General features: G+C 62.4%; 18 protein-coding genes. 11 read left to right on the plus strand and 7 right to left on the minus strand.

What is annotated here, in order from left to right; all coding sequences use genetic code 11:
* Positions 1-49 precede the first annotated feature (49 nt).
* Positions 50-1,627, plus strand: a complete 1,578-nt coding sequence (locus ACIOMR_RS24190; protein ID WP_401196791.1) for an ABC-F family ATP-binding cassette domain-containing protein — start codon at positions 50-52, stop codon at positions 1,625-1,627.
* Positions 1,628-1,633: 6 nt separating this feature from the next.
* Here the strand turns inward: ACIOMR_RS24190 and ACIOMR_RS24195 are convergent, their stop codons facing one another.
* On the minus strand, positions 1,634-2,554 hold the full coding sequence (locus ACIOMR_RS24195; protein WP_008432448.1) for a DMT family transporter: 921 nt from the start codon (positions 2,552-2,554) through the stop codon (positions 1,634-1,636).
* A 92-nt stretch (positions 2,555-2,646) separates the two neighbouring features.
* Between ACIOMR_RS24195 and ACIOMR_RS24200 the strand changes: the two genes are divergently transcribed.
* From ACIOMR_RS24200 to ACIOMR_RS24230, 7 genes are all read left to right on the plus strand, one after another.
* Positions 2,647-3,210: a helix-turn-helix domain-containing protein gene (locus tag ACIOMR_RS24200; protein ID WP_003211741.1), complete on the plus strand. Its 564-nt coding sequence runs from the start codon at positions 2,647-2,649 to the stop codon at positions 3,208-3,210.
* 152 nt (positions 3,211-3,362) lie between these two features.
* Positions 3,363-3,728: a hypothetical protein gene (locus tag ACIOMR_RS24205; RefSeq protein ID WP_177080514.1), complete on the plus strand. Its 366-nt coding sequence runs from the start codon at positions 3,363-3,365 to the stop codon at positions 3,726-3,728.
* 237 nt (positions 3,729-3,965) lie between these two features.
* Positions 3,966-5,162 (plus strand): SfnB family sulfur acquisition oxidoreductase, encoded by a 1,197-nt coding sequence (locus tag ACIOMR_RS24210; protein ID WP_401196796.1) that lies wholly within the window; start codon positions 3,966-3,968, stop codon positions 5,160-5,162.
* A 12-nt stretch (positions 5,163-5,174) separates the two neighbouring features.
* Complete coding sequence (locus ACIOMR_RS24215) at positions 5,175-5,516, plus strand: hypothetical protein (RefSeq protein ID WP_003211737.1); 342 nt, start codon at positions 5,175-5,177, stop codon at positions 5,514-5,516.
* Positions 5,516-6,931 (plus strand): LLM class flavin-dependent oxidoreductase, encoded by a 1,416-nt coding sequence (locus ACIOMR_RS24220; RefSeq protein ID WP_003211735.1) that lies wholly within the window; start codon positions 5,516-5,518, stop codon positions 6,929-6,931. The genes ACIOMR_RS24215 and ACIOMR_RS24220 overlap by 1 nt, the downstream gene beginning before the upstream one ends.
* A 124-nt stretch (positions 6,932-7,055) precedes the next feature.
* Positions 7,056-7,643 (plus strand): AMP-binding protein, encoded by a 588-nt coding sequence (locus ACIOMR_RS24225; RefSeq protein WP_003211733.1) that lies wholly within the window; start codon positions 7,056-7,058, stop codon positions 7,641-7,643.
* A gap of 86 nt (positions 7,644-7,729) precedes the next feature.
* Entirely contained in the window at positions 7,730-9,148 is a 1,419-nt protein-coding gene (locus ACIOMR_RS24230) for an FAD/NAD(P)-binding protein (RefSeq protein WP_003211731.1), read from the plus strand.
* A 103-nt stretch (positions 9,149-9,251) separates the two neighbouring features.
* On the opposite strand, the gene ACIOMR_RS24235 is transcribed toward ACIOMR_RS24230, so the two are convergent.
* From ACIOMR_RS24235 to ACIOMR_RS24250, 4 genes are read right to left on the minus strand one after another with little or no spacing between them, the layout of a single operon-like run.
* Positions 9,252-10,517 carry an efflux RND transporter periplasmic adaptor subunit gene (locus tag ACIOMR_RS24235; RefSeq protein ID WP_177068897.1) on the minus strand — a complete coding sequence of 422 codons (1,266 nt, stop codon included), beginning with the start codon at positions 10,515-10,517 and terminating at the stop codon, positions 9,252-9,254.
* Positions 10,507-11,988, minus strand: a complete 1,482-nt coding sequence (locus tag ACIOMR_RS24240) for a TolC family protein (protein ID WP_008432459.1) — start codon at positions 11,986-11,988, stop codon at positions 10,507-10,509. The genes ACIOMR_RS24235 and ACIOMR_RS24240 overlap by 11 nt, the downstream gene beginning before the upstream one ends.
* Positions 11,981-13,180: an ABC transporter permease gene (locus ACIOMR_RS24245; protein ID WP_401196801.1), complete on the minus strand. Its 1,200-nt coding sequence runs from the start codon at positions 13,178-13,180 to the stop codon at positions 11,981-11,983. Before ACIOMR_RS24245 ends, ACIOMR_RS24240 begins: the two co-directional genes overlap by 8 nt.
* Positions 13,177-13,884: an ABC transporter ATP-binding protein gene (locus tag ACIOMR_RS24250; protein ID WP_023658970.1), complete on the minus strand. Its 708-nt coding sequence runs from the start codon at positions 13,882-13,884 to the stop codon at positions 13,177-13,179. The genes ACIOMR_RS24245 and ACIOMR_RS24250 overlap by 4 nt, the downstream gene beginning before the upstream one ends.
* A gap of 363 nt (positions 13,885-14,247) precedes the next feature.
* Here ACIOMR_RS24250 and ACIOMR_RS24255 point away from each other — a divergent pair, with 363 nt between their 5' ends.
* Both ACIOMR_RS24255 and ACIOMR_RS24260 read left to right on the plus strand, forming a co-directional pair.
* A complete protein-coding gene (locus ACIOMR_RS24255; protein ID WP_003211721.1) occupies positions 14,248-15,000 on the plus strand; it encodes a TetR/AcrR family transcriptional regulator in 753 nt (250 codons plus the stop codon).
* Positions 15,001-15,394: 394 nt separating this feature from the next.
* Positions 15,395-15,994, plus strand: a complete 600-nt coding sequence (locus tag ACIOMR_RS24260) for a LysR family transcriptional regulator substrate-binding protein (protein ID WP_256579503.1) — start codon at positions 15,395-15,397, stop codon at positions 15,992-15,994.
* Here ACIOMR_RS24260 and ACIOMR_RS24265 read toward each other — a convergent pair whose 3' ends face one another.
* Positions 15,995-17,056, minus strand: a complete 1,062-nt coding sequence (locus tag ACIOMR_RS24265; RefSeq protein WP_401196806.1) for an FUSC family protein — start codon at positions 17,054-17,056, stop codon at positions 15,995-15,997.
* 154 nt (positions 17,057-17,210) lie between these two features.
* Positions 17,211-18,836, minus strand: a complete 1,626-nt coding sequence (locus ACIOMR_RS24270) for an NADP-dependent glyceraldehyde-3-phosphate dehydrogenase (RefSeq protein WP_102369501.1) — start codon at positions 18,834-18,836, stop codon at positions 17,211-17,213.
* Positions 18,837-18,995: 159 nt separating this feature from the next.
* Here ACIOMR_RS24270 and ACIOMR_RS24275 point away from each other — a divergent pair, with 159 nt between their 5' ends.
* Entirely contained in the window at positions 18,996-19,856 is an 861-nt protein-coding gene (locus ACIOMR_RS24275; RefSeq protein ID WP_087694809.1) for a Dyp-type peroxidase, read from the plus strand.
* Positions 19,857-20,060 lie beyond the last annotated feature (204 nt).

The following is a 20,060-nucleotide window of genomic DNA, read 5'->3' on the forward strand; positions in this document are numbered from 1 at the left end:
AGGTATGCTGTTCAGAGGTTTTTTTCAGCCTGTTGCATAAGGACGTGTGATGACCCAGCGATTGCTCCACCTTGACCATGTCGCCTGCAGCCTGCCGGATGGACGCAGCCTGTTCGACAACCTGAACCATGCCTTCAGCGCCCGGGCGACCGGCCTCGTGGGGGCCAACGGGACTGGCAAGTCCTTGTTGGGCGCAATGCTCGCAGGCACCCTGCAGCCCACCCGCGGGCATGTGCGCCGCGAGGGTAGTGTGTACGCGGTGACGCAACTGTTGGAGCCCGAACGCTATCCCAGCGTGGCGGCGCTGGCAGGTGTCGACCAAGTGCTGGCAGCGTTGGCGCGCATCGCCGAGGGCAGCGTGGACGAACAGGACCATGCACTGGCTGTTGATCAATGGGATTGCGCGCCTCGACTGGCGGCGGCCCTGGAGCAAATCGGCCTGGGGCACTTGACTGCCGACTCGCCAACCGCGGCCCTCAGTGGCGGCGAACGCCAGCGCGTCGCTTTGCTGGGCGCCTGGTTGTCGAGGGCAGACTGGTTGATCCTCGATGAGCCCAGCAACCACCTGGACATTGATCAGCAGCACAAGCTTGCCCAGCAGATTGATCGCTGGCCCGGCGGCCTGGTGCTGATCAGCCATGATCGCGGGCTGCTGGAGCACATGGACGAGATTGTCGAACTGTCGCCCAAGGGCTTGGCGGTCTACGGCGGTAATTACAGCCACTATGCGGCGACACGGGAGCAGGAGCAGCAGGCGTTCCAGTCGGCGTTGCAGGGGGAGCGCGCGCACGCCAAACGTGAGCAGCGTGAAGCGGTCATCCAGATGGAGCGTCAGCAGCGCCGCAATGCCCGGGGCGACCGCCAGGCCCGGGATGGCAACCAGACCAAACTGATCACCAACGCCCAGAAAGAGCGCAGTGAAAACAGCCAGGGCAAGTTGCGCCTCAACCAGCAGCTGGCGCGTGAGCAGCAACAGCAACGGATCGCCGAGGCGCGTGCGCGGTGTGCGCCCGAGATCCAGCGCATGATGCTGTCGCCGGAAAGCGTGGTGCCCCAGGGCAAGCTGGTGCTGCAGTTGAACGACGTGGTGTTGCCGTTTGGCAGCCCGGCACCGATCAATCTGACCCTGACCGGCCCGATGCGCATGTCGATCCTGGGAGCCAATGGCAGTGGCAAGTCGACCCTGCTGCGGGTGATTGCCGGCCAGTTGCCGGTGGCTGCCGGTGAGTTGGCGCGCAGTTGCCATATCGGCTGGCTGGACCAACACGCCGGGCTGGAGCACCCCGAGCGCACGGCGGTGCAATGGCTTTACGAAAGTAATCCGCTACTGGCGGAAAGCGAAGCGCGTACCCGGCTGGCGCAAATGGGCATCGATGCCGACCGGGCGGTCCTCGATACGCGCCAACTGAGCGGCGGCGAGCGTCTGAAAATTGCCCTGGCCGCACAGCTCTACGCCGAGCATCCGCCGCAATTGTTGTTGCTGGACGAACCCGACAACCATCTGGACTTGCCCAGCCGGATTGCCCTGGAGCAAATGCTCAATCAGTACCAGGGCGCGCTGATCGTGGTGTCCCATGACGAGGCGTTCCTGCAGGCCATCAACCTGGACGGTGAGTTGCGCCTCTGAGGCCGCTTAACCCTGGTTTTCATGTTCCAGTTCGGCCTGGGGCTCGGCGAGCCGCTGCCGGCGGGTTTTCATCTCACTGACAATCACCGCCGCCACGATCAACGCCGCGCCCACCATGGCAATCGGCGGGAAGCGCTCCCCGGCAATCCGCCCGACTACGCCGGCCCACACCGGCTCCCCGGCATAAATCAGCGTGGCGCGAGTCGGCGAGACGCTTTTCTGCGCCCAGTTCATCGCCACCTGAATCACCGCGCTGGTCAGCCCCAGGCCCACCGCGCTGAACAGCAGCAACCAGGAAAACCCCGGCAGCGCCTCGCCCATCGGCACCACCATCAGGAACGACAGCACCGACGCCGTGGCCAGTTGCACCACCGTTACCCGGCGTACATCCACCTGCCCGGCAAAGGCGCTGATCAGGATGATCTCGGCGGCAATTGCTACCGCACCGATCAACGTGGCGATTTCACCGGGGCTGAAATTCAATGATGCCCCGGCCGGGCCGGTCAGCAGCATCAGCCCGGTAAACGCGAGCATGATGCCGATGCTCGGCATCAACCCCGGCCGCCGTCCCAGTACCAGCCATTGCAGCAGCGGCACGAATGGCACATACAGCGCAGTAATAAATGCCGACTGGCTGCTCAGGATCGTCTGCAAGCCAATGGTCTGCAAACCGTAGCCGAACATGATCGCCACACCGATAAAGCAGCCAGCCTTCAATTCAAACAGCGTCAGGTTCCGCAGGCTGCGGAATGAGAACGCCCCGACGATGAGCGCCGCTGCAGCAAAACGCAGGCCGACGAAAAACATCGGGCCGCTGACCGCCATGGCGTGCTGCACCAGCAAAAAGGTGCCGCCCCAAAACATGGTGATCACCACCAATACACATTCGGCTTTGCTGAAACGGGAAAACAACGGGGAGGTGGTCATGGCGGCTCGGTCTTGCACAGGAAGGGCGCGGACCGCACAATGCGCCGCAAGCTGGGCAGTATACTGCGCAACCCCACCCTGTGAGCAATATAGTGCACAAAGAAAATCCGCAACGGGCCTCGGTCCTGCAACACGTCAGCCAGAACGTTCGGCGCCTGCGCCATGCGGCTGAGTTGAGCCAGACGGCGCTGTCCGAAAAATCCGGCGTCAGCCGGCGCATGCTGGTGGCAATCGAGGCGGGGGAGAAAAACGTCAGCCTGTCGACCCTCGACCGGGTGGCCGAAGCCCTGGACGTGGCCTTCAGCGACTTGATCCAGGCCCCGGATGCCGCTGATCACAGCCGTATCAACGAACTGGCCTGGGCCGGTGACATCCCCGGCAGCAAAGCCGTGCTGCTGGCCAAGGCCACCGCGCGTCGCGAAGTGGAACTATGGGAGATGCGCCTGGAGCCCGGCGATCGCTACATGCCTGAACCGGACCCCGAGGGTTGGAGCGTGCAGTTGTTTGTGTTCGAAGGCACCCTGACGCTGGTGCTGGGGGATGAGGAAAAAAACGTCGCCACCGGTGAGTTCCTGATGTTCGCCAGCCGCTACCTTCACGCCTATCGCAATGACGGCGACGTGGCGGTGCGGTTTGTGCGCAACGTGGTGATTTAAGACTCTTGGCTTTGAGTGTTGTCAACTGTCAGATTTCACAGCTTACATCAGCGTTGGATTGAATCTAGTGTGGGAGTTACTGCTCAGAGAACTGGCTCAATCGGAGCGCGGGCGGAAGGGGCAGTTGGCTTCACTAAATGGAGAGCACACTGATGACAGCGCAAGACTCAAAGCACATCAAGAGTAGTGACTTGCTTCCCCGTCCACGCATTAATCCCTCTCACGGGAACCATGTGAATTATCCCGAGATGCAGGGTGGGCAAGCCTCGATCATTATTCCCGCGTATCCGGGACTGGCCATTGGGCAAACAATCAGGTGGACGGTCAGGGGGAACGGCTTGCTGTTTGGTCACATCGAGGTAAAGTCGCTGGAGCACCAATACAAAGATGTTGTGAACGGTATTGTCTTCCGCCGTGAGGTGGTGGAGGCAAAATATGGCGTGCGTCAAGATGGACATGACGAGCGCCTTTCTGACCATAGTTTTTATATCGTGGACGACCGTCCTACCGACGCCTGAGTGGTAGTGAGTTGGCTTTCAATACCGAAGTCAGTGTCGCCGGTATTGAAAGCCACCACGGGGCCTTGCTCCCGGATGATCAACTGTTGGCAGCGCAACAGTGGTTGGACACTTTGCTGTTTTGAACCGCCAACGACTTCCCTGATATACCGGCAACCCGCTGATTTCATTGCACATTGCATTCGGGCACGACTCCTGCAATCACTCCAGTATCTCTCTGGAGCCTGGAGTCGGCCCATGTCAGCCCAACCCCTACAACCTGCCCACATCATCCGTTCGGACGCCGAGGCCATTGCGGTTGCCACCGAGTTGGCCAAGCGTTTTGCCGTGGACGCCGGCGTGCGCGACCGCGAGCGACGCCTGCCGGTGGCCGAGCTGGACGAATTCTCTGCCAGTGGCCTGTGGGGCATCACCATTCCCAAGGCCTACGGCGGCGCGGGAGTGTCCTATGTGACGGTGGCCGAGGTGATCAAGCTGATCTCCGCTGCCGACCCGTCCCTGGGGCAGATTCCGCAGAACCACCTGGGCGTCGTCGACATCCTCCTGCAAACCGCCAGCGAGGAGCAAAAGCAGCACTACTTCGCCAAGGTCCTGCAGGGCTATCGGTTCGGCAATGCCTTCTCCGAAGCCAAGAGCAAGAACGCCGGCACGTTTGACACACAAGTGCGCTTTGACGGCGACAGTGCGTACATCAACGGCGAGAAGTTCTACTGCACCGGCGCACTGTTCGCCCATATCGTGCCGACGGTGGGCGTCAACGAAAAGGACCAGGCGTTCATCGCCTTTGTCGAACGGGACGCGCCGGGCCTGCAAGTGATCGACAGCTGGGACGGCTTCGGCCAGCGCACCACCGCCAGCGGCGGCGTGACCCTCGACGGTGTGAAGGTGCCGCTGAGTGCGGTGATCCCCGCGCACCAGGCCTTCGACCAACCCACCGCCAACGGCCCGATTTCGCAGATCATCCAGGCGGCCGTCGACACCGGCATCGCCCTCGGGGCCCTGGAACAAGCCAAGATTTATGCACGCCAGGCCCGGCCCTGGATCGACAGCCAGCAGGATCACGGCTGGCAAGACCCGTTCACCATCGCCGCCATCGGCGACCTGGAATGGCGGGTCCACGGCACCGAAGCGATCCTCGCCAAGGCCGGCATTGCCGTCGACCAGGCCCTGGCCAACCCCAACGAAGACACCGTGGCCAATGCCTCGTTGGTCGTCGCCCAGGCCAAAGTGCTGTCGGCGGAAACCGCCTTGCTCGCCAGCAGCAAACTCTTCGAACTGGCCGGCACCCGCTCGGTGTCCGGCAAGCACAACCTCGACCGCTTCTGGCGCAACGCACGTACCCACACCCTGCACGACCCGGCCCGCTGGAAATACCACCTGATCGGCAACTTCGTGCTCAACGGCGTCAAGCCCGCACGCCATGCCTGGAACTGAGGAGCTGCATCCATGACCGCACTGAATCAGGCGCGCCAACTGCTGGAAAGCACCCGGCGCTTTGTCGAGAAAAGTGATGACCCCTACGTGATCAGCCGCTTTGGCGATTTGCAGATTCGCGTGGAGGTAGCGGCTGCTTTGTTTGAGCGTGCCGAAACCCACCCAGGCCCGGTGGCCCTCACAGAAGCCCAGATAGCGGCTGCCGAGGCCCTCATCGCTGTCAGCAACGCCGAATTCGAACTCACCGGCCAGCGTACTGCGCTGCCGCCGACCCTTGATGATCCCCTGCGCTGGAAATACCAGATTGTCGGCAACTACCACCTCAACGGTGTCGCCCCCCGGAGTAACGTTTAATGCCTCGTGAAATCCGTTTGAATGCCTTCGACATGAACTGTGTCGGCCACCAGTCGCCGGGCCTGTGGGCCCACCCGCGTGACCGCTCATGGCAGTACAAGGACCTGGAATATTGGACCGACCTGGCAAAAATTCTCGAGCGCGGCAAGTTCGACGGCCTGTTCATCGCCGACGTGCTGGGCATCTACGACGTCTATAACGGCAACGGTGACGCAGCGATTCGCCAGGCGACCCAGGTGCCGGTCAACGACCCGCTGTCGCTGATCGCACCCATGGCGCTGGTCACCGAACACCTGGGTTTTGGCCTCACCGCTTCACTGTCCTTCGAACACCCGTACCCGTTCGCCCGGCGCCTTTCCACCCTCGACCACCTGACCAAGGGCCGCGTCGGCTGGAACATCGTCACCTCGTACCTGGAAAGCGGCGCGAAGAACCTCGGCCAGAAAGCCCAGACCGAACACGATGCGCGCTACGACTACGCCGAGGAATACCTGGAGGTTTGCTACAAGCTCTGGGAAGGCAGCTGGGAAGAGGGCGCGGTGTTACGCGACCGCGAACGGCGGATCTTCAGCGACCCGAGCAAGATCCACGAGATCCGCCACGTCGGCAAACACTTTCAGGTGCCCGGCATTCACCTGTGCGAACCGTCGCCACAACGCACGCCGGTGCTGTACCAGGCCGGGGCGTCGAGCCGTGGCAAACAGTTCGCCGCCGAACAGGCCGAATGCGTGTTCGTTGCCGCACCGTCGAAAGTGCTGCTGAAGAAAACCGTTGCCGATATCCGCCGCCGTGCGGCCGAGGCGGGGCGTGACCCGAAGAAAATCCTGATCTTCAACTTGCAGACCGTGATCGTTGGCGAGACCGATGCCAAGGCCAAGGCCAAGTTCGACGAATACAAATCCTATGTCAGCTACGAAGGCGCGATGGCCCTGATCTCCGGCTGGACCGGCATCGACTTCAGCCAGTTCAAGCCCGATGAACCCCTCAAGCATGTGCATACCAACGCCATTCAATCGGCGGTGGAAGCCTTCTCCACTGCCGACCCGAACAAGGTCTGGACCCCGAATGAACTGGCAGACTGGGTCGGCATCGGCGGCTTCGGCCCGTTGTTCGTCGGCGGCCCGGAAACCGTGGCCGATCTGTTGCAGGAATGGGTTGAAGAGACCGATGTGGACGGCTTCAACCTGGCCTATGCACTGACCCACGAGACCTTTATCGACGCGGTCGAGTTACTGGTGCCGGAGTTGCAGAAGCGCGGCGTGTACAAGACCGAATATGCCCAGGGCACCCTGCGGGAGAAATTGTTTGGGGACGGCGCGCGGTTGGCGGACAACCATCCGGGGGCCAGCTATCGTGATTTGTCGGGTGTACATAAAACAAATGTGGGAGCGGGCTTGCTCGCGAATGCGGACTGACATTCAGCATTGATGTTGCCTGAAGCACCGTTTTCGCGAGCGAGTCGAGCCGTCCCACCGCCGCCCACATAAATCCGGCCAGCGGACCACCGCATGCTTGTTTCACCAATAGGAGCATCACCCTATGAGCGTGCATGAACTTGAACTTGCGCTGGATGTGGAATGGCCCGCCGAACGGGTTACGGTGTTGCCCGAGGCGTTGGCGCAGTTGCGCCATTGGGCACAGGTGACCCCGTTGCACAGCGCCCTGCGCCACAAGCGTGACGGCCAGTGGTATGCCTGGCGCTGGATCGATGCGTTGCGGGATGTCGAGCGCCTGGCTGATGGCTTGCGTCAGCAGGGCTTTACCGAGCAGTCGCGGCTGGCCCTCAGCGGTGCCTTCGAACCCGGCCTATTGCTGCTGGCCCTGGCCGCCCAGGTGATCGGTGGCCAGATCCTGACCCTGGCGGATGACCTCGAGCCCGCTGCCCTGCAGCAACAAGTGTGGCGCATCCGGCCTACCCACGCGTATGCCCCTGGGTTCCAGACGTTGGCGATGGTGCGACGGATCGACCCTGTGGACACCTCACAACGGCTCTGTCGCTGGTGGCAGCCTTCGGGCAAGACCGAATTGTGGAGCGGGGAAAGCACCCATTGGCAAGGCGGCCTGGCGACGGTGCTGGAGCAATGGCTGATTAGCGGCCAGAGCCTGGGCTTCCCGCAGTCGGGCTGAACTAGGCGTCCCGGGTGGATGTGCTGGATACTGCACGGGGCGATTTTTACCACAACCATTCAGGCAGACAGTAAGGGCGCAATTTCATGAGTGAAACCGAACGCGGACAGGCGACGAGCGCCATTCGCAACGCCGATGTGCTGATTGTCGGCGGCGGCCTGAGCGGGACGATGCTGGCGGTGCAGTTGCTGCGCCTGCCGGGCACGCGGCAGATCCTGGTGATCGAGCCGCGCCAGGAACTGGGGCGCGGCGAGGCCTACAGTGCGGTAGAGCTTGGGCACACCTTGAACGGCAACGCCGCGCGCATGAGCGTCGACCCGGACAACGCCGATGACCTGACCCAGTGGCTGACCGCCTACATCGCCGGCGGCGGCTGGCCCGAGTCGGACCAGCAGCACGTGCCCATCAGCGAACTGTTTCCGCCCCGCGGGATTTTTGGCCTGTACGCGCAGCAGCGGCTGGCCGAGGCCAAGGCGATTTCCGCGTCGACCGTCGAGCACATTCGCGCCGAGGTGACAGACCTTGAGGTGGATGAACACGCCACACGGCTGACCTTGAGCGACGGCCAGCAACTGCGCGGTGCCTGTGCGGTATTGGCCACCGGCATGTTCCCGGCGGCACGCACGCCACAGACCGAATCCAGCGGCTTGAATGCCGCTGCCGTCGATCCGTGGGATGTACCGGCCATGACCCAACTGGACCCCCAATCCACCGTGCTGATCATCGGTTCCGGGCTGACCATGGTGGACGCCGTGGTGTCCCTGGAACAGGCCGGCCATCGCGGGCCCATCGAGATTTTTTCGCGCCACGGCCTGTTGCCCCATGTCCGTCGGCAGCCGCCGGCCTGGGTCGACTTCCTGGGAGAAGACCACAGCCTGCGCAGCCCCCGGCAATTGCTGCGGGAGGTGCGGCGCCAATGCCGGCTCGCGCTGGAGCAGGGGATTGACTGGCAAGCGCCGCTGGACACCGTGCGTGCCAACATCGGGCGGTTGTGGAGCCAGGCCAGCGAGGGCGAGAAACGTCAGTTCGTGCGGCATGTGCGGCCCTGGTGGGAAAGCCACCACCACCGTTCGCCGCCGTTGAGTGCCGAGTTGGTGGCGCGGTTGCATGGGGAAGGGCGGCTGCGGATCCGGGCGGCTTCGTACAAGGGGCTGGTACCTTCGCAAGGTGAGGTGACGATCCGCCTGCGTCATCGTGGAGAGCAGGATGTGGTGCAGGTGTCAGGGGCAGCGCTGATCAACTCCAGCGGGATTGAATATGACTGGCGGCGCGTGGCCCGGCCGTTGCCCAGGCAGTTGCTCAAGCGCGGGCTGATTCAGCCCGGGCCGTTGGCGTTGGGGATTGCGGCGGATGTGTCGGGGGCGGTGCTGGATGCCCACGGGAATGTCAGCCGGCGGCTGTTTGCCATGGGCCCGCCGTTGCGCGGGATGTGGTGGGAAAGTACCGCAGTGACGGATGTCGCGATTCAGGCCAAGGCGCTGGCCGCGAGGTTGGCACACCTCTGAATCTAATGTGGGAGCTGGCTTGCCTGCGATAGCGGTGGGTCAGCTGCATCTTTATCAGCTGAGAGATTGCTATCGCAGGCAAGCCAGCTCCTACAGGTCGGGTTCATGGACCGACCTTCACAAACCCAGGCTTCAACCCAAACACTTCAACCCCCTGGGCCGTCGACTGCCCGGTGGTCACCGTCACCCGCTCCACCGGTTTATCCATCGCTGCCCGATATTCCACCGTCATCACCCCATCCCCGCGACTGATCGCCTGGGCCGGTACGACAATCGCCTGGTCATTGTTGTAGGTCACAATGGTCAACCGCGCACTCATCCCCAACCTTACCCGTTGCAACTGTTGCGGGGTCAGCTTGGGAATCGACAGGGTCACCGGAAACTGCGCGCTACCCTGGCTGTCGCTGGCAATCGCCAAGCCACTGACCACGCTGACCGATCCCGTCAGCCGTTCCCCATCAAACCCGTCGCCCATCACCTCCACCGCCTGCCCTTGGTGCAACTGGTTGATGTCCAGCTCCGACACCTTGGCGACGATTTTCAGTTTCTCGATATTCGCCAGTCCAAACAGCACCTGGCCCTGGCTGACCTTGCTCCCGGCCTGCACCGGCGCGTTATTGCCCCCGCCGCCCTGGGTCGATGAATTACTGCCCGGCGCCGGCACCACAATGCCGGAGAACGGGGCCTTGACTTCCTTGCCATCTAGCAGGGTGCGCAGGGCTTCATATTTCACGGTGGCGTTGGTCAGCTCCATATCGGCGATCTGCCGGTATTCGCCCTTGCCTTGTTCAACGGCCTGTTGCAGCTCAGCGCGGGCGGCCGTCAGGTCGAGTTGTTGCTGGGTGGCCTGTTGTTTCAGGTCGTCGAGTTCGTTGCGCGGGATGATGCCGCGCTTGAACAGGTTTTCGCTTTCGGTGAGTTTGCGCTGGGTGTTGCTGGCGGTCATTTCGGCAGTGCGCAGGGTGCGGCGGGCGCGCCCGACTTGCTGGCCGCTGTCCCAGTCCTGCATTTCCTGCACCGTGCGCCGGGCCTTGAGCTGGGCGGAGAGGGCGTCGCGCAGTTGCACTTCGAGGGTGGCCGGGTCCATGCGCAGCAGCACCTGCCCGGCCTCGACCCGCTGGCCCTGTTCCACCAGGTTGGCCTGCACATTACCGTCGAACGGCGCGGTGAGGGTGATGGTGGTGTCAGGCTCGATCTTGCCCACCAGGCCGATCTGATGCACCAGCGGGTCGACCTTCACCGCCAGCCACTGCTCGGCGTTGCCGGGCTGGTTGGCGGCCGGGCTTTGACGGCTGAGCAGCGAAATGCCGACGCCAGCCACCAGCACAATCAACACGGCGCCCAACAGGCGCTTCTTATTAGTAGTCATTGAGGGCGATTTCCCAACTTTCCAGCGTCATGCCCAAGGTCAAGTCGAGCTGAGTCTGGGCGTTCAAATAGGCAATCAGCGCATTGAGCCGCGAGTTCTCGGCGTTGCGCAGGTCGGTTTCGAAACTCAATACCTGGAAGTTCGTGGAGCGCCCGGCGCTGAGTTTTTCCCGTTCGATTTCGATCTTGCGCTTGGACAACTCTACCGCCCGCTGGGAAATTTCATACTGGCGCCAGCGAGTGCCCAGGTCGCGCACCACATCGTTGACGTCGCGCTCCAGTTGCTGGCGGGCGTCGGCGATGATGATCTCCTGGTTTTCCACATCGACCCGCGCGTGCACCTCGGCCTGGCGAGTGCTAATGTCGCCGATGGGAATCTGCACCTGCACGCCCGCGTAGCTGTCCCAGCGCCGGTTGCTGTTGTAGCCGTTATCGTCATTGGTGGCGGCCCGAATCTGGTTGGCACCGGCCACCAGGTCCACTTGCCAGCGGCCGGAGTCCTTGGCGATCACCAGGTTGAGGTCGGCCTGCTGGCTGCCGAGCAGGGTGGCGAGGTATTCCGGCTGCTGGTTCTGCGCCAGCACGAAAGCCTGGCGTTTATCGATGTCCATGGGCCTGGCTTCAAGGGCCTCGGTGGCGCGGATCGGTGTCGACAGGTCGAGGGCCAGCAGGCGCAGCAGGGCCAGGCGGCTGGTGTCCAGTTGGTTCTGGGCTTCTTCCACCCCCAGTTGCTGGGTGGCGATATCGGCTTCGGTCTGCACAATCTCGAACTCGGCCATGCGCCCGGCACTGATCAGTGCCTTGTTCACTTCAAGCAAGGTGCCGGAGCGCTTGAGGGCGTCCTGCACGATGCTCAGTTGTTCCTGGGCCCGCAGCAACTCGCGGTAGGTGGCGATGATGTTGCTGATGGTTTGCGCCACGTTGGCCTTGAGGTTCAGGCGGTTGGCCTGTTCCGACAGGCGTGACAGGCGCAGCGGGGCGGTGGTGGCGTCCCAGCCGGCACCGCGCATCAGCGGTTGGATCAGTGACAGGTCGAGGCCGTCGCTGCGGTAGCGTCCGGCGCGATCGGCGTTGTTCAGTTGTTGGGTCCAGTTCATGCTCAGGCGCGTGCCGTACTCACCGAGCAAGGTGGCATTAGGCGCGAGGTTAGCGTTGCGGGAGCTGTCTTCAGTGCCTTTAGTCGTGCGGTAGTAGCTGTTCAGGGTCAGCTTGGGGTTGAACGTGTCTTCAGCTACCCGCAGGTCGAATTTCTGCGCCACCCGTTGCAGGTACGCGCTGCGAATCGCCGGGTTGTTGCGCAGGCCCAGGTACACCGCATCCCCCAGGGTCAGGGTGGTGGACTGGGCATTCAGCGACACGCTGCGTTCATAGCCACTGCGGGTGGTACTGGGCGCGGAGGGGCGAATCACCACGTCGGCGGCCACGCTGTGCAGGCTTACCAAGGCGGTCAACAACAGCAGCCGTTTATTCATCGCGCAGGGCCTCCACCGGCTGCAGCCGCGAGGCCGACACCGCCGGATAGATCCCGAAAAACAGCCCCACCAGCAACGTGCTGCCGACCCCGAGCGGCAGCGCGGCCACCGCCAGGGAAAACTGCCAGCCGGACAGCCTGGCATACAGGTACGCGGCGGTCATGCCCAGTACCGCGCCGCATACCGCACCCACGGCGGTCAGGGTCACGGCTTCCAGCAGGAACAGGTTGCGAATGTCGCGCTGGCGCGCCCCGAGGGCCATGCGAATCCCGATTTCCCGGCGCCGCTCCGAGACGTTCATCAGCATCACGTTCATCACGCCGACGCCGCCGCCCACCAGGGAGATCGCGCCCAGGGCCAGCAGCAGGTAGGCGAAGGTCCGGCTTTGGCGGGTCATGCCATCGATCATTTGCTGGGGCACCTGAATGTCGACATCGTGGTCGGAGAGCTGGGCTCGCAGTGCCACGGCTGAGTCCTGGGCGAGGCGTTCCATATCCTGGCCGGGGGTGGCACGGATGATCACGTTGCCGATTTGCGGGCTGGCGTAGATCCGGCGCATGCCCGGGGCGGGGACGAACAGCGATTCGTTGGCCTGTACGGGAATCAGCATTGCCCGGGGCTGGCTGTGCAGAATGCCCACGATCAGGAACAGGTAATCGTTGATACGTACCCGGTCGCCCAGTTGCAGCGGGTCGCCGGGCACGCTCAAGGCCTGGACGACCTGGTCACCGACGACCGCATAGGTTTCCCCAGCATCGAAACTCGACAGGAAGCGCCCGTCGCGCACCGACAGGCGCATGGCATCCTTGAGGTCTGGCGTACTGCCGACGAGGCTTGCGTTCCAGGTACGGCCATGGAACACCACTGGCCCGCTGAACAGCGAGACCGCACCGATATGGGCAATGCCGGGAACGCTGCGGCGCACGGCTTCCAAGTCCAGGCTGGCGGGCATTTGCGCACTGCTGGCACCCCTGGGCGGGAATTGCGCCACCAGGGTGTCGGTGCCCATGTCCTTGAAAATCATCGCCGCGTCTTCGGCGGCGTTGTGCCCGATATTGATCAGCGCCACCACCGAGGAACTGCCGATGACGATGCCCAGCAAGGCCAGGATCGAGCGCTTGCCCAGGGTGCGCAGGCTGACAAACGCCTCGTGCAGCAATTGGCTCAGGCTTTGTTCGACCCGCAGGCTCATAGGCGCCCGGCCTCTTGCACCACGCCATTGCGCACCAGGATCTTGCGATTCAGGCGTTCGGCAATGTGCGGGTCGTGGGTGACGATGATCAGCGTCACCTGCTGCTCGCGATTGAGCGCCAGCAACAGGTCCATGATCTCCTGGGCGGTGGTGCTGTCGAGGTTGCCGGTGGGTTCGTCGGCGAGGATCACCGACGGGTTGCCGACCAATGCCCGGGCGATGGCGACCCGTTGGCGCTGGCCGCCGGAAAGGTCGGCCGGGCGATGGTGGGCGCGCTCGGCCAGGCCCACCTGGTCGAGCATGCGCAGGGCCTGTTCCACCGAGTCGTGGCGTGACACGCCGCGGTAGCTCAGGGGCAGGGCGACGTTGTCCAGGGCACTGAGGCGTGGCAGCAGGTTGAAACTCTGGAAGACGAAACCGATCTGCTGATTGCGGATCGCCGCCAGTTGATCGGGGCTGGCGCTGAAGATGTCATGGCCGGCAAAGCGGTACTGGCCGCAGTCGGGCAAATCCAGCAGGCCGAGAATATTGAGCAGGGTACTTTTGCCGGAGCCGGAGGCGCCGAGGATGCCGCAGCTGTCACCGGTTTCGATGGCCAGGCATACATCATTGAGAATCGACAGGTGTTGACCGGCCAGCTGATAGCTTTTGCCGATGCCTTGCAAGGAGATAAAGCCTGGGTGCGCGGGGGTATCTGTCATCATGACTACGCCTGCAGCCTCGACAGCGCCGTGCTTCCCCCGAAAATCCTTGTAACAAGTTCAGGAGCTGCCTGGTACACGTCACGGACTGGTTTTATTTCTTGTTTTTAAAATATTGTTTGAATACTAACCGCGATCCAGCCGTTCCGCCAGCCATGGATATAGAGCGGTTTTACCCTTTGAAACGATTCTTCAAAGGGACGTTTCCGGCGCTGAAAAAATCCATCAGCTACCCTCAATGAGCCCGTTGCTGTTGGCTTTGAATAGTATGGCGCTGTGTCACTACTTGCTTTCAGGCAGCGGCCCCGGTATAAAAAATCAAATTAATTTTTAAAACAATATTTCCGCAGTGGAACCCCAATCCCTATGGTCGCGAAGAAACTCAGCGCTCCAAACGTTACCAAGACCCGATTGCTGGATGCGACAGAGGCTCTTTTCATCAAATACGGCTATGACGCTGTTTTGTTGCGGCAGATAACCGAGAGGGCCCAGGTCAATCTCGCTGCGGTGAATTACCACTTCGGGGACAAGGACTCCCTGATGAAAACCCTGCTGATGCAGCGCCTGGAGCCGCTCAACGAGCAGCGCCTGGAGTTGCTCGCCCGGTGCGAAGCCGAATCCGACGGCCCGCTGGATTGCGACACCTTGCTCGGGGTGCTGTTCGCCCCGGCCATGGGCCTGGAACGCAGCGACCCGGCCAGCGGGGAAGGGCGTTCATTCATCCGGTTCCTGGGGCGGGTGTACAGCGACACGTCGCCGTTTATCCAGGAATACCTCAAGGTGCATTACCAGCCGGTGTTCCAGCGCTTCTTCGAAGCCTTCGCACTGGCGCTTCCGGACTTGCCGCGCAACGAGCTGGGGGTACGCCTGCAATTTGCCCTCAAGGCGATCTCCGGGGTGATGGCCGGTACCGAGCTGCGTTTGCTGATGAACTCCATGAGCCTGGGACGCCCGGCCACGGATGCCGAGGTCATGGCCAAGCTGATTACCCTGGTGTCGGCGGCGATTCGTGTGCCGCAGCAAAGTCCTGAAGCCGAAACGGCCCTGGCGCGGGTGCTCGATACCCAGCGCGCGATACGTGAGCAAGCGGCGTCGCCTGTCAACAAGGTGGCTCGTTGACCCATCAAGACCGGCTCGCAATGAGCCGGTTTGCTTCGACTCCTCTCCCCAGAAACCGTGTGGCCACTCAAATCCCGGGCAAAAAAAACCCGCTGGGGCGGCGGGTTTTTAACTACAACGTTTGTAACGGATGAGGCTTTACCCTACGTCTCTGGATGTGAATAAAACGTGAAAAATATGTAAGAGAAAGTGTGAAGTCTATTGGCTTGTGTAATCCCGACAAATGGCAGTCAGCGTTTACTGTGAACCTGGCCGATAAAGTCTACAAGGTACTCACTCACCCGTTCCGGCGCATCCTCCATCAGAAAGTGCCCGGCGTTTTGCACCACCTGCAGCACGGCCCCACGGATGTCGTTGCGCAGGCGCCCACGACGCGGCGCTGCATTTCAATCCGGTGCAGTTACAAGGTTCCATCCGCCTGGGCGCCACCGAACAGGTGCCGATGGCCGAGTTGTCGAACTTGCTCGGCCAGTTTTCCCGGCAACACCGCCAGCTGGATGTGCGAATTGTGGTGGAGCAGAGCCACGTGCTTCGCCAGGCCCTGGTGGACCGTGAGCTGGACCTGGCGCTGCACCAGGATTTCATCCCGCGTATCGAAGCGCGGGACCAATTGCTGTGGACCGAACAGGTGCACTGGTGCGCCCGGCCAGGCTGGCAGCCTGCGCCTGACGAATGCGTGCGGCTGATCACCTTCGGCCCCGGCTGTTTTTACCGGCAACTGGCCCAGGAACGCCTGAGCGCCTTGGGCATTCGCTGGCAGGTGGTGGTGGAATGTGGGTCGGTGGAGGGTGTGGTATCGGCCATCGCCGCCGGGTTGGGCATCGGCCTGCTCAGCAGTGACCATCTCGACAAGCGCGTGGAAGTGTATCGCCCCTTCGACCAGCGGATGCCGCTGCCCGAAGTGGCGAACGTGTTGCGCTTTGCCGAGGACAGCCCCGCGCCTCGGTTACAGGCGTTGCAGCAGCTGTTGATACAGGCGCTGCACCGGGGCTGATCAGATTTTCCAGTGGCTGGCGATCTTGGCCAGGCGCTGGCGCATGGCGTCAATATTGGCTGCCAGTTGCAGGGTCAATAACCGGTAACCGTCCAACGCGTTGACCACCGGCACTTCAAAGGTCTGTTCGTGGGTCGGCGTGGTGCTCGGACGTTCCAGCCGGTCGGTGGCCCCGGATTGCAACGCCCGCGCCATCCCGATCAACTGCACCCGAATCTGCCGGTGCTCGGCTTTCAACGCCACCTGCATGCGCGCCAGGGCTTCCTTGTCCCGTGGGTCGGGGCGGGTGTTGCCGAGGATCTCCAGGGTGCTGATGCACATCCGCAAATGCCGCTGCAGGGTGTCCAGCTCGGTCATGGAAATCCGCACTTCCTTGGACACCGATGGCATCAGCGAGCGTAGTTGCAGCATCGCGGCGTTCAGGCGATTCAGCAGCTTGAGGTGTTCATCATCGGTGACCGATTGGCCGCTGATGATCCGGCTATAAATCGCCGCGCAATCGCGCAAGGCACTGGCCAGGTTGTAGCGCCAGGAATACACCGCATACAGCGGCAGGGCGAAGGAAAACGCCAGGGCCAGGACGATGCCGATCAGGATGTCGACCGTGCGCCACAACCCGTCCGATATCGGATTATCGCCATGGCCCGCAACGATAAATACGGTGATGGCCGACAGCAACGCGATGTATCCGCCCTTGCCGATGGCGTGATAGGAAAAGAACCCGCACACCACCGACATCAGCAAATAGGTCAAAAGTGGCTGCCCCAGATACGCCTGTTGCAGCACCAGCAGCAAACCGACGCTGGCGCCGATCAACGTGCCGTAGGCGCGCTCGACGGCTTTCTTGCCGATATTGCCGTGGTGCTGCAAACCGCCGATCACGATCAGCATCGTCACCGAGGCCCACTCACCATGGGGCAGGTTGATGCCGGTGGTGAGCAGGATCGTTGCGAGCAACCCAATGGAAACCCGCACCGCGTGGATCAACTTGGCGTGACGGTAGCGCCGGTACGGGTCCAGCAACGGACGCAGCAAGCGGCGGGCGAAGAGAGGGAGATTCATTGGTATCAGGGTAACCTCGTTGTTCAGGCTTCACTCAGTTCCAATGTGGGAGCGGGCTTGCTCGCGAAGGCGGCGTGTCAGTCAATACATCCGGTGACTGAACCACCGCTTTCGCGAGCAAGCCCACTCCCACATTTTTAGATCGGTGTCGGGCTCAGAAAATATAGTCAGTGGTCAGAAAGCTCGACGTGCGTTCCTGCAGGATGTCACTGACCAGTTCCTTGTTGCTCGCCTGGAACTTGGTCGCCACCAGGGTACGGATCGAAAACACCCGCAACGCATCATGTACCGACAGCGTGCCCTCGGCCGAGTTCTTGCGCCCGTTGAACGGGAAACTGTCCGGCCCGCGCTGGCACTGGGCATTGATGTTGATCCGGCCCACCTGGTTGGCGAACGCGTCCACCAGGCGCCCGACTTCCCTCGGGCTGGTGCCGAAGATACTCAGTTGCTGGCCGAAGTCCGACTCCAGCACGTAGTCGATCACCGTCTCCAGGTCGCGGTAAGGCACGATCGGCACCACCGGGCCGAACTGCTCCTCGTGGTACACGCGCATCTGCGGGTTCACCGGGTACAGCACCGCCGGGTAGAAAAACGAGCCACGGCTGGCGCCGCCATTCTCGTTCACCACCTTGGCGCCATGGGCCAGTGCGTCGGTCACCAGGCCGCCGAGGTAATCCACCTTGCCCTGCTCGGGCAGTGGCGTCAGCGACACACCGTCTTCCCACGGCATGCCAGGCTTGAGGGTCGCCAGCTTGCGGTTGAATTTCTCGATAAAGCTGTCGACCACATCCTCATGCACAAACAGGATCTTCAACGCGGTGCAACGCTGGCCGTTGAACGAGAGCGAACCGGTGACGGCTTCGTTGACCGCATTGTCCAGGTCGACCTGCGGCAGCACGATCCCGGGATTCTTTGCATCCAGGCCCAACGCCGCGCGTAGGCGGTGCGGTTTCGGGTGCAGTTTCTTCAAATCACTGGCGGCCTTGTTGGTGCCGATAAACGCAAAAATATCGATCTTGCCGCTGGCCATCAGCGCGCTGACCGTCTCGCGACCGCTGCCGTAGATCACGTTGATCACGCCGGCCGGGAAGCTGTCGCGGAACGCCTCCAGCAACGGGCGAATCAGCAGCACGCCGAGCTTGGCGGGCTTGAACACCACGGTGTTGCCCATGATCAGCGCCGGGATCAGCGTGGTGAAGGTCTCGTTCAGCGGGTAGTTGTAGGGGCCCATGCACAGTGCCACGCCCAGCGGCACCCGGCGGATCTGCCCCAGGGTGTCCTGTTCCAGCTCGAAGCGGCTGGAGCGGCGGTCGAGTTCCTTGAGGGCGTTGATGGTGTCGGTGATGTAGTCGCAAGTGCGGTCGAACTCTTTCTGCGAGTCCTTGAGGTTCTTGCCAATCTCCCACATCAGCAGCTTGACCACTGCGTCACGCTGTTCGCGCATACGCCGCAAAAACGCTTCGACATGCTGGATGCGATCCACCACGCGCATGGTCGGCCACGCGCCCTGGCCACGGTCGTAGGCGGCCACGGCAGCGTCGAGGGCGGTCAAGGCGGTGTCGGCGTCCAGCAGCGGGGTGCTGCCGATGATCACCGGCGTGTCACCGTCGGTGCCGCGCAACTGCACCGGGCTGCGCACTTCGGCCAAGGGGCCGTTCCAAACATGCAACTGGCCGCCGACCAGGTAATCACGTTGTTCGATGGGCGCCGCGAGCCGGAATTGCTCGGGAATCTCGGCGGCAGTGGGAAACAGCTGGGCGAGCAGGTTGTCGGTGGTCATGTCGCTACCCCTGGAATGGTTGCAAAACGTGACTAGAGATTCACCCATCAACGGCCCGTGTGGCAAGGGCTAGACGCATTAACCCGCGAACCTTGGAAAACCTTGAGCACAACCGTGAGCTCGCCGGGTAAACTGCGCGGCTTTCTTGAAGGAGTTCACATGAGTCAGTACCAGCCGGGCATTCTTGCCGCACCGGTGCCGTTGCAGGCACGCCATCTGTTTTTTGCCATTGAGTCGCTGGATGCCGTGCCTGCCGCACTGGATGCGCTGGTGCAGTTGGTGGACGCCAGTGCGGTGGTCGGTTTTGGTGAGCCGCTGGTCAATGCCCTTGGCGCCCGGATTGACGGGTTGCGGGCGTTCCCTCATGTGAGCGGGCCGGGGGCGGAGAATCCGTCGACCCAGCAGGCGCTGTGGGTCTGGTTGCACGGTGTGGATCGCGGTGAGTTGCTGTTGCGCAGCCGGGCGTTCGAGAAGGCCCTGGCGCCGGGGTTTGGTCTGGTGCAGATGACCGAGGGGTTTCGCTACAAGACCGGGTTTGATCTGACCGACTATGAGGATGGCACTGAGAATCCGCATGATGATGCGGCGGTGGAGGCTGCGGTGGCGCAGGGTGGTGCGAGTTTTGCGGCGATCCAGCAGTGGCAGCATGATCTGGATGGGTTTGCGGCGTTGCCTGCTCTGGAGCGGGACCACATTATTGGTCGGCGCCATGGTGATAACGAGGAGCTGGAGGACGCGCCGGAGTCGGCGCACACCAAGCGTACGGCTCAGGAGAGTTTTACCCCGGAGGCGTTTGTGGTGCGGCGGTCGATGCCATGGGCCGAGAATGGTCAGGCGGGGTTGATGTTCCTGGCGTTTGGGCATTCGTTTGATGCGTTTGAAGCCCAACTGCGGCGGATGAGTGGGCTTGAGGATGGGATTGTTGATGGGTTGTATCGCATTAGCAAGCCGTTGACTGGGGGGTATTACTGGTGTCCGCCGGTGCGTGATGGGCGGTTGGATTTTAGCTTGGTGCTCTGAGGTTTTTGTTCGGGGTACATATCCATTATTTAGGTAACGGCCGCCTATGGTTCCGCTCTTACAGCGGGTCACTTTTGGCAAACGCCCGGAATGCCGGCCCAGCCAAAATTAACCAAAAGGTCTCTGCCCCACCACTCGGTGCCTCGCTTAGGCTCGGCATGCCCGCACTCCGGCCCGGTTCCGCGGGCCGCCGCGACGGGCCAT

The organism is Pseudomonas sp. NPDC087814 (genome assembly GCF_044742865.1).
GTDB lineage: Bacteria > Pseudomonadota > Gammaproteobacteria > Pseudomonadales > Pseudomonadaceae > Aquipseudomonas.